The sequence below is a fragment of the Allobosea sp. 05T422_2 genome, from assembly GCF_056396265.1.
Genome location: NZ_JBFTLD010000289.1, coordinates 1 through 9,227 on the forward strand (window position 1 = coordinate 1; position 9,227 = coordinate 9,227).

A 9,227-nucleotide genomic window follows, 5' to 3' on the forward strand; every position below is an offset into this window, starting at 1 on the left:
TTCCCGAAATGGCCAAATTCAGCGGAGCTCAGGCCGAGGCCGACTTCGTTTCTTCCTCGCGTTCCGCATAGATGAAGAGCGTACGCGACTTGTTCTCGACAGCCTCCGGCCCGATCACGACCTGCTCGACGCCTTCCAGCCCTGGCAGTTCGTACATGGTCTCGAGCAGGATGCTCTCCATGATCGAACGCAGGCCGCGTGCGCCGGTCTTGCGCTCGATCGCCTTGCGCGCGATCAGGCTGACGGCCTCATCGGTGAAGGTGAGCTCGGTATCCTCCATCTCGAAGAGGCGCTGATACTGCTTCACCAGCGCGTTCTTCGGTTCGGTCAGGATCGTCTTCAGCGCCGCCTCGTCGAGATCCTCGAGCGTCGCCAGAACCGGCAGACGGCCGACGAATTCCGGGATCAGGCCGAATTTCAGCAGATCCTCGGGCTCGACCTCACGGAAGATCGCGCCGGTACGGCGGTCGTCCGGGGCCTTCACAATCGCGCCGAAGCCGATCGAGGTGCCCTTGCCACGGCTGGAGATGATCTTGTCCAGCCCGGCGAAGGCACCGCCGCAGATGAACAGGATGTTGGTGGTGTCGACCTGCAGGAATTCCTGCTGGGGATGCTTGCGCCCGCCCTGCGGCGGCACGGAGGCGACCGTGCCTTCCATGATCTTGAGCAGCGCCTGCTGGACGCCCTCGCCCGAGACGTCGCGGGTGATCGAGGGATTGTCTGACTTGCGGCTGATCTTGTCGATCTCGTCGATATAGACGATGCCGCGCTGTGCCCGCTCGACATTGTAGTCGGAGGCCTGGAGCAGCTTCAGGATGATGTTCTCGACATCCTCGCCGACATAGCCGGCCTCGGTCAGCGTCGTCGCATCCGCCATCGTGAAGGGCACATCAAGGATGCGGGCGAGAGTCTGCGCGAGCAGCGTCTTGCCCGAACCGGTCGGCCCGATCAGCAGGATGTTCGACTTCGCCAGCTCGACGTCGTTGTGCTTCGTCGCGTGCGAAAGCCGCTTGTAGTGGTTGTGAACCGCGACCGAGAGCACCTTCTTGGCGTGGTCCTGGCCGATGACATAGTCATCCAGCACCTTGCGGATCTCGCGCGGGGTCGGGACGCCGTCCTTCGACTTCACCAGCGCGGATTTGGATTCCTCGCGGATGATGTCCATGCAGAGCTCGACGCACTCGTCGCAGATGAACACGGTCGGTCCCGCAATCAGCTCTCATCGTTCATCTCCATTTCCGGAGTCGGTCCACACCAGCCGAAGCGGATGCGGGCGTCGTCTCTCCGTCATAATAGGCCGCTCAGTTCGCGATTATTAGGTTAACGCGTCAGGTCGAGACATCCGACCTGAAAACCTGACCCAAAACCGGACACCAGCTGCGCCTGTCCGCTCACCCGAGTCCCCATGCAAGCATGGGGCCGCTTTCCAAATCAATATGGGACGCCCGGCTGATCAAGCCAACCCACAGATAGCGGGGCGGCTCGTCGCAGCCGACACCAGACGGGAGCCGAAACGCCCAAGGCGTGTTTCGGCCCCTGCCCGGTTCTCCATTCCGGCCCGATCAGGCCGCGGCGTCTTCGGGACGCCGATCAATGACCTTGTCGATCAGGCCGAAATCACGGGCCGCCTCGGCAGTCATGAAGTTGTCGCGCTCGAGCGCAGCCTCGACCTCGTCGTAGTTGCGGCCGGTATGCCTGACATAGATCTCATTCAGCCGGCGCTTGAGGTTCTCGACCTCGCGTGCGTGGATCAGGATATCGGTGACCTGGCCCTGAAAGCCGCCGGAGGGCTGGTGCACCATGATGCGCGCATTCGGCAGCGCGAAGCGCATGTCCTTGGCGCCCGCGGTCAGCAACAGCGAGCCCATCGAGGCCGCCTGCCCGACGCACAATGTCGTGACCGGGCAGCGGATGAATTGCATCGTATCATAGATCGACAGGCCCGACGTGACCACGCCGCCCGGCGAGTTGATGTAGAAGGAAATTTCCTTCTTCGGATTCTCGGCCTCGAGGAACAGCAGCTGCGCCACGATCAGCGAGGCGGAGAAATCCTCGACCGGGCCGGTCAGGAAGATGATGCGTTCCCGCAGCAGGCGCGAGTAGATGTCGAAGGCGCGCTCACCGCGGCTCGACTGCTCGACCACCATCGGGACGAGATTGTTGTAGGTCTCGATCGGATCGCGCAGCATGGGTCTGTCCTTGGGGTCGCGGTCGCCGGGAATCAGCGGATTTCGTGAATACCATCCACATAAGCACGCGGATCGTGGCTGAAAAGGGAAGCGCCGCCCTGGCCATTGCCGGGCGGCGCCAATCTTGAATCAAGGTTTCCGAAAGTCTCAGGCCGAAGCGTCGTCGGCCTTGGCAGCGTCGTCCGCCTTGGCCTCGGACTTCTTGGCCTTCTTGGCGGCTGCCTTCTTCGGCTTGGCCTCACCGGCCTCCTCGGTGGCGTCCTCATCGGCGTAGAGCGCCTCGCGGCTGACCGTCTGGTCCTCGACCTTCACCTGGCTGAGCAGATGGTCGACGACCTTCTCCTCGAAGATCGGGGCGCGGATCTCGGCGAGAGCCTGCGGGTTCTTCTGGTAGAACTCCCAGACCTGCTTCTCCTGGCCGGGGAATTGACGGACTCGCTCGACCAGGGCCTGGGTGACCTCGTCATCCGAGATCTGAACCTTGGCCTGCTCACCGATTTCGGCAAGCACGAGGCCCAGGCGCACCCGGCGCTCGGCGATCCGGCGGTACTCGGCGCGAGCCTCGTCCTCGGTGGTGTTCTCGTCCGCGAAGGTCTTCTTCGCGTCCTTCATGTCGGCCTCGACCTGGCTCCAGACGGCAGCGAACTCCTGCTCGACCAGGGTCGGCGGCAGCTCGAACGTGTACTTGCCATCAAGCGCGTCGAGCAGGCTCTTCTTGATCTTGCGGCGCGACTGGGCGCCGAAATCACGGCCGATCTGCTCGCGAACGGCGCTCTTGAGCGCATCGAGCGACTCCATGCCGAAGCCCTTGGCGAGCTCGTCGTCGATCTTGAGGGCGTCGGGACCCTGCACGTCGTCGACGGTGACCTCGAACTCGGCCGGCTTACCGGCAAGGTGGGTCGCGGTGTAGTTCTCCGGGAACGTCACCTTGACGGTGCGCTTCTCGCCGGTCTTGGCGCCCTCGAGCTGATCCTCGAAGCCCGGGATGAACTGCCCCGCGCCGAGATCGAGCGGAATGCCCTCGCCGGTGCCGCCGTCGAAGGGTTCGCCCTCGAGCGTGCCGACGAAGGAGATCATCAGGCGATCGCCCTTCTCGGCCTTGGCCTTCGCACCCTTCGAGGTGAAGCTGCGGTTCTGCGACGCCATGCGCTCGAGCGCGGCATCGACTTCGCTCTCAGGCACTTCCGCCACCGGCTTGACCAGGGAAACGTCGGAGATGTCGGCGAGTTCGAACTTCGGCAGGACCTCGAGCGCGACCGTGAAGGCGAGGTCGCCCTTGGCCTCCATCGCGGCCTCGATCTCGTCCTTGTTCTCGGGGAACCGGATCTGCGGCTCGAAAGCGAGCTTCAGGCCGTTATCCGCGACGATCTTCTGGTTGGCCTCGTTGACTGCATTCTGCAGCACATCGGCCATGACCGAACGGCCATAGAGCCGGCGCAGATGCGCGACCGGTACCTTGCCGGGGCGGAAACCGTTGATACGCGCTTTGCCCTGCAGGCCCTGCAGGCCATCATCGAGCCTGGTCTTGAGGTCGGCAGCGTTCAGCACCACCTGGAATTCGCGCTTGAGGCCCTGGGACAGGGTTTCGGTCACGTTCATTGTTTCGTTCCGCCAACTGCTCGTTAATTCAAAAATCCAAACGCGCGCCGTCKGGTTGCCCGCCGCCGCGCTTGAGAAATCCGGCCAAGTCTGGTGCGGGCGGAGGGACTCGAACCCCCACGACTTTCGCCGCTGGAACCTAAATCCAGTGCGTCTACCAATTCCGCCACGCCCGCCGACCCGATGCGCTGCGCGCGAGCAAACGCAGCGCCGCCATCGTTGGGCCGCGGTGCTATACGCATTTCAGGCGCGGCATGCAGCAAAAAAATGCGACGGTTCTGCGAAGCCGTTGAATCAGGGGCGCCATACCGGCCTCTCGCCAGATCGCGCGCCACGGATTATGCCGCTTGCCATGACCGACAGAAGCGCTCGCCGTCCTCCTTCTCACAGTTGCCAGGCGACCATGCCGACACGGCGCATCGTGCTGGCGGGACTGGGCGCCTGTGCAGTCCTGGGCGAGGCCGGCGCACAATCCTTGCCGGCCACCACCCCAGTGAAGTCCCTGACGGAGAACGCCGATTCAGCCGCGCCGCCGAACCGGAACCTCGTTGCCGGCCCGGCGAAGATACGCCTGCGGCCACCTCCGGCCCCGGAGAGCGAAGTCTGGGCCGTCGACGGTGAAACGCCTGGGCCCGTATTGCGGATCAAGCTGGGACAGACGCTGCGGCTCCGGCTGGAGAACCGAACGACGAAACCGCTGAGTCTGCATTGGCATGGCCTACGCGGATCGTCCGAGATGGATGGTGTCGGAGGCTTCAGCCAGCAGCCGATCGCGCCGGGAGCCAGCTTCGAATACCGGCTGACGCCGCCCGATTCGGGCTTCTTCCTGTATCGCCCTCTCCTCGTCGGCGGCTCGTCCGAGCCGGCAGGACGCGGCCTGGCTGGCCTGCTCATCGTTGAGGAGACTGAGCCGCCACGCGTCGATCTCGACCTGCCGGTGGTGGTGACCGACTGGCTGCTGGGCGACGACCAATCGATCCAGCCCTTTGACGCGAAGGGGCCCGAAGGAGCCGCCGCCGGCCGGCTCGGCAACTGGATCACCGTCAATGGCAAGGCGCCGCCGCAGCGCATCGCGGTGCTCCCTGGGGCACGCGTTCGGTTGCGCCTCGCCAATGCCTGCAATGCCCGGATCACGCGGCTGCGTTTCGACGGCATCAAGCCCTTCGTCATGGCCGTCGACAGCCAGCCGACCGATAATTTCGAACCCGTGCGCGCTCAGCTGCCCTTCGCCCCCGGCACGCGCTACGATCTCGTCTTCGACATGCCGGACGAAGCGGGGGCCACAGCAATGGTCACGGCGCTGACCGGCTCGGGCGTTMCTCTGCTGCGCTTCGTCGCGGAGGGAGCAAGGCAGGCGGCGGCAGGCGAGATCGCTGCGCTCAAGCCGAATCCGGCCTTGCCGCTCGCCGTGCGACTGCAGGACGCCAGGCGTAGCGAAGTCGTCGTGACCGGCGGAGCCAAGGTCACCGCCGACAGCAAACTGGACCTCTCCGGCCTCGATCTCGCCCGGCCCTGGGCGATCAACGGTGCAGTCGGCACGCCTGATGCCAAGCCCCTCTTCAGCGTCAGGCGCGGCGCGCCGGTGGTGATCGCGATCGATAATCGCACTGCCTTCCTGCAGCCGATCCATGTCCACGGCCATAGTTTTCGCCTGCTGCATCCGCTCGACGACGGCTGGGAGCCCTATTTCCTCGATACCGTCCAGATCCCCGAAGGGCGGCGGCTGCACATCGCCTTCATCGCCGACAATCCTGGCCGCTGGCTGATTTCGTCGACCGTGCTGGAGCGCTTCGATCTCGGTCTCTGGACCTGGTTCGAGGTGACCTGAKCTGCGGCCCCGGCTTGACCTCAGCCGGACGAGCGACCTAAGCCCGCCACCAGCAACCGCATTGGAGCCGCCATGTCCGCCAACGCCATCGTCACGATCGGCGCCGACCTCGCGAGGCCGGTCCGCTTCGGCAACGCCCTGCCGCTTGCCCTGATCGCCGGCCCCTGTCAGATGGAAAGCCGCGAGCACGCGCTAGAAATCGCGCTTGCGCTCAAGGAGATAGCGGCAAGACTTGAGATCGGACTGGTCTTCAAGACCTCCTTCGACAAGGCGAACCGGACCAGCGTCAAGGGGCAGCGCGGCATGGGCCTCGAGGCCGCCCTGCCCGTCTTCGCCGAGATCCGCGAACGCACCGGCCTGCCGGTCCTGACCGATGTGCACGAGGCCGGGCAATGCGCCGCCGTGGCCGAGGTCGTCGACGTCCTGCAGATTCCTGCTTTCCTGTGCCGTCAGACCGATCTGCTGGTTGCTGCCGCACAGACCGGGCGCGTCGTCAACGTCAAGAAGGGCCAGTTCCTGGCCCCCTGGGACATGGTCAACGTCGCGGCCAAGATCACCGAGAGTGGCAATCCGAATGTCATGGTCACCGAGCGCGGAGCGTCCTTCGGCTACAACACGCTTGTCACCGACATGCGGTCGCTGCCGATCATGGCCGACGGCATCGGGGCACCGGTGATCTTCGACGCGACGCATTCCGTCCAGCAGCCGGGCGGCAAGGGCGCCTCCACAGGCGGTCAGCGCGAATTCGTGCCCGTGCTGTCGCGGGCCGCGGTCGCGGTCGGCGTCGCCGGCCTCTTCATCGAGACCCATCCCGACCCCGACAATGCGCCGTCGGACGGCCCCAACATGGTGCCGCTCGCGGACTTCCCTGCGCTGATCGCAGAGCTGCAAGGCTTTGATCGGCTTGCCAAGGCGAGGCGCGCGCCGGTTTAAGGCCGTATGGACAAGCCCGTTACCGCAACCAAGCCCGCCTCGCTGCGCCCGCTGATCCTGGTCCTCGGGGCCTGCGGCTTCGCATCGACCTTCACCATGCGGATCCTCGATCCGCTGGTGCCGACACTGGCAGCCGAGTTCGGCCGGACGATTGCGCAGATCGCCGCCATGGCAACTGCGTTCTCCTTTGCCTACGCGGTCGGTCAGCCCTTCCTGGGCCCGATCGCGGATTCGGTCGGCAAGCTGCGGACGATCAGTGTCTGCCTCGGCTTGCTTGCCCTGCTCTCGATGGCTGCCGCCTTCTCCCTGTCCTTCGACGTACTGACGGTGATCCGAGCGAGTACGGGCATCGTTGCCGGCGGCGTCATCCCCATCGCCATGGCCGCGATCGGCGACCGCGCGCCAATGGCCGAGCGGCAGGTACTGCTCGGACGCTTCCTTGTCCTGATGATCGTCGGGCAAATGGCCGGGGCCGCCTGCTCGGGCGTCATCGCGGAGCATTTCGGCTGGCGCAGTGTCTTCGTGATGGCCGCTGCCATGGCGGCGGCTGCAGCGCTTCTGGTCATCGTCGTGCTGAAGCCGCGCCCGGACGCGGCACGGCTGCCGCTCAGCTTTGCGGGCGCGCTGGCGAATTACAGATCCGTCTTCGCCAACCCGCGCAGCAAGCTGCTCTATGCGATCGTCATCACCGAGGGCAGCCTGATCTTCGGCATGCCGCCCTATGTCGCGGCGATCCTGCAGGAGCGCTCAGGGATCGGCCCCTCGCTGGCCGGGCTGGTGATCGCCGGAACCGGGCTTGGCGGCATCATCTACGGGATCCTGACCCGCATCCTGGTCGAGCGCCTCGGACCGGCCCGCATGACGGTCACCGGCGGGCTCCTGATGGCGACGGGCTATGTGCTGTTCTCGCTGCCCTTCTTACCCTGGTGGAGCGCGGTTGGCCTGTTCACCCTGAACGGGTTCGGCTTCTTCCTGATGCACGGCACCTTCCAGGCTCAGGCGACCGAGCTCGCTCCGACAGCGCGCGGCTCGGCCGTCTCGCTCTTCGCCTGCGCGCTGTTCCTTGGCCATGCGATCGGCCCCGTCGCCATGGGCATCGCGCTGCATCTGCTCGGCACGACAGGCGCGATCCTGCTCTTTGCGGCAGGGATCGGCCTGCTTGGCATCGTGACGCCGCGCATCCTGCCGCTGGCAGGCTCGCGGACCTGAACTCAGCGGCCGCGGTAAGGAGCGACGCCCTGATCGGGCAGCCAGAGCCCCTTCGGCGGCTCGCCGGTCTGCCAGAACACATCGATCGGGATGCCGCCGCGCGGGTACCAATAGCCGCCGATGCGGAACCATTCCGGCTCGAGCAGCTCGACCAGTGTTTTGCCGATATTGACGGTGCAATCCTCGTGGAAGGCTCCGTGGTTGCGGAACGACCCGAGATAGAGCTTCAGCGACTTCGATTCGACCAGCCATTGGCCGGGCAGATAATCGATGACCAGGATGCCGAAATCGGGTTGGCCGGTMACCGGGCAGATCGAGGTGAATTCCGGGCATGTGAAGCGCGCGAGATAATTCGTGCCGGCATGCGGATTGGGCACACGGTCGAGGCGGGCCTCCTCGGGAGATTGCGGCAGTGCACTGGCATGGCCCAGTTGCAGGGTCGAGGCGTCGATCGTCATGGTCATGGCTCCTTGAAGGCGGCCTTCTAGAGCCTCGGGCGCGCCCGCGCCACCGGCCAATCGCCGCGACGCCTCTTTCCGTTACGCCTGCGCTTGGCTAGAAGCGCGGCATCCTTCCGTTTCGCCTCGCACCGGAGCCTCCCATGACCGCGATCATCGACATCATCGGCCGCCAAATCCTCGACAGCCGTGGCAATCCGACCGTCGAGGTCGACGTCGTGCTCGAGGATGGCTCGATGGGCCGCGCCGCGGTCCCCTCCGGCGCCTCGACGGGCGCGCATGAAGCCGTAGAGCTGCGTGACGGCGACAAGAGCCGCTATCTCGGCAAGGGCGTGCTGAAGGCCGTCGAAATCGTCAACACCACGATCGCCGAAGCCCTCGTCGCCATGGATGCCGAGGACCAGGCCGCGATCGACCAGACCATGATTGATCTCGACGGTACGCCGAACAAGAAGAAGCTCGGCGCCAACGCCATTCTCGGCGTCTCGCTCGCCGTCGCCAAGGCCGCAGCCGAATGCTCGGGCCTGCCGCTCTATCGCTATGTCGGCGGCACCTCCGCCCGCGTCCTGCCCGTGCCGATGATGAACATCGTCAATGGCGGCGCCCATGCCGACAACCCGATCGACTTCCAGGAATTCATGATCATGCCGGTCGGCGCGCCTTCCTTCGCGGAAGCCCTGCGCATGGGCGCCGAGGTCTTCCACACGCTGAAGAAGGCTCTGCACGACGCCGGCCACAACACCAATGTCGGCGACGAGGGCGGCTTCGCGCCGAACCTGAAATCGGCCGAGGCTGCGCTCGATTTCGTCATGCAGGCGGTCGAGAAGGCCGGCTACCGGCCGGGCGAAGACATCGCGCTGGCACTCGACTGCGCCGCGACGGAGTTCTTCAAGGACGGCTCCTACGTCTATGAAGGCGAACGCAAAACCCGCGATCCGAAGGCGCAGGCCAAATACCTCGCCAAGCTCGTCGGCAACTACCCGATCGTCTCGATCGAGGACGGCATGGCCG

7 protein-coding genes, 1 tRNA gene and 1 pseudogene are annotated in these 9,227 nt (G+C 65.3%); 4 read left to right on the forward strand and 5 right to left on the reverse strand.

What is annotated here, in order from left to right:
* Positions 1–28: 28 nt before the first annotated feature.
* From clpX to AC1DJT_RS31260, 4 genes and pseudogenes are all read right to left on the reverse strand, one after another.
* Positions 29–1,219: pseudogene (clpX, locus tag AC1DJT_RS31245) on the reverse strand (ATP-dependent Clp protease ATP-binding subunit ClpX); the annotation flags it as partial.
* A gap of 343 nt (positions 1,220–1,562) precedes the next feature.
* The gene (locus tag AC1DJT_RS31250; protein WP_441480223.1) at positions 1,563–2,189 is read right to left on the reverse strand and encodes an ATP-dependent Clp protease proteolytic subunit; all 627 of its coding nucleotides are present in this window, start codon (positions 2,187–2,189) and stop codon (positions 1,563–1,565) included.
* A gap of 147 nt (positions 2,190–2,336) precedes the next feature.
* A complete protein-coding gene (tig, locus tag AC1DJT_RS31255; protein ID WP_476835576.1) occupies positions 2,337–3,788 on the reverse strand; it encodes a trigger factor in 1,452 nt (483 codons plus the stop codon).
* Between the two features lie 91 nt (positions 3,789–3,879).
* A tRNA-Leu gene (locus AC1DJT_RS31260) sits at positions 3,880–3,964 on the reverse strand.
* Positions 3,965–4,191: 227 nt separating this feature from the next.
* Between AC1DJT_RS31260 and AC1DJT_RS31265 the strand changes: the two genes are divergently transcribed.
* The 3 genes from AC1DJT_RS31265 to AC1DJT_RS31275 all read left to right on the forward strand — a co-directional run bounded on the left by AC1DJT_RS31265 (position 4,192) and on the right by AC1DJT_RS31275 (position 7,758).
* The gene (locus AC1DJT_RS31265; protein ID WP_476835577.1) at positions 4,192–5,616 is read left to right on the forward strand and encodes a multicopper oxidase family protein; all 1,425 of its coding nucleotides are present in this window, start codon (positions 4,192–4,194) and stop codon (positions 5,614–5,616) included.
* Between the two features lie 72 nt (positions 5,617–5,688).
* Positions 5,689–6,549, forward strand: a complete 861-nt coding sequence (kdsA, locus tag AC1DJT_RS31270; RefSeq protein ID WP_441505498.1) for a 3-deoxy-8-phosphooctulonate synthase — start codon at positions 5,689–5,691, stop codon at positions 6,547–6,549.
* Between the two features lie 6 nt (positions 6,550–6,555).
* The gene (locus AC1DJT_RS31275; protein ID WP_441505497.1) at positions 6,556–7,758 is read left to right on the forward strand and encodes an MFS transporter; all 1,203 of its coding nucleotides are present in this window, start codon (positions 6,556–6,558) and stop codon (positions 7,756–7,758) included.
* A 2-nt stretch (positions 7,759–7,760) separates the two neighbouring features.
* Here the strand turns inward: AC1DJT_RS31275 and queF are convergent, their stop codons facing one another.
* Complete coding sequence (gene queF, locus AC1DJT_RS31280) at positions 7,761–8,216, reverse strand: preQ(1) synthase (protein WP_441505496.1); 456 nt, start codon at positions 8,214–8,216, stop codon at positions 7,761–7,763.
* A gap of 143 nt (positions 8,217–8,359) precedes the next feature.
* Between queF and eno the strand changes: the two genes are divergently transcribed.
* On the forward strand, positions 8,360–9,227 hold an 868-nt coding region (gene eno, locus AC1DJT_RS31285), incomplete at its 3' end, for a phosphopyruvate hydratase (protein WP_476835578.1).